Annotated in this window: 2 tRNA genes; both read left to right on the top strand. The window is 51.4% G+C overall.

The features are described 5' to 3' along the window. Positions 1-8 precede the first annotated feature (8 nt). Positions 9-85: transfer RNA gene (locus SU60_RS20595), tRNA-Ile, on the top strand. Positions 86-124: 39 nt separating this feature from the next. Next, positions 125-200 (top strand) — tRNA-Ala (locus SU60_RS20600). The last annotated feature ends 55 nt before the right edge of the window (positions 201-255 follow it).

Genomic DNA, 255 nt, shown 5'->3' on the forward strand with positions numbered 1-255 from the left:
ACGATACTGGGTCTGTAGCTCAGGTGGTTAGAGCGTTCGCCTGATAAGCGAGAGGTCGGTGGTTCGAGTCCACTCAGACCCACCAATTCCTTTTAAAGGGTTGGCGACAGTATCGACACCTGATGGGGCTATAGCTCAGCTGGGAGAGCGCCTGCCTTGCACGCAGGAGGTCTGCGGTTCGATCCCGCATAGCTCCACCATCTTTAAGCGCATTAGTGATAGTGCTTTTAAAAATGGTTTTCATCAGAAAATCTC

The organism is Vibrio mytili, assembly GCF_000830505.1.
Taxonomy (GTDB): domain Bacteria; phylum Pseudomonadota; class Gammaproteobacteria; order Enterobacterales; family Vibrionaceae; genus Vibrio; species Vibrio mytili.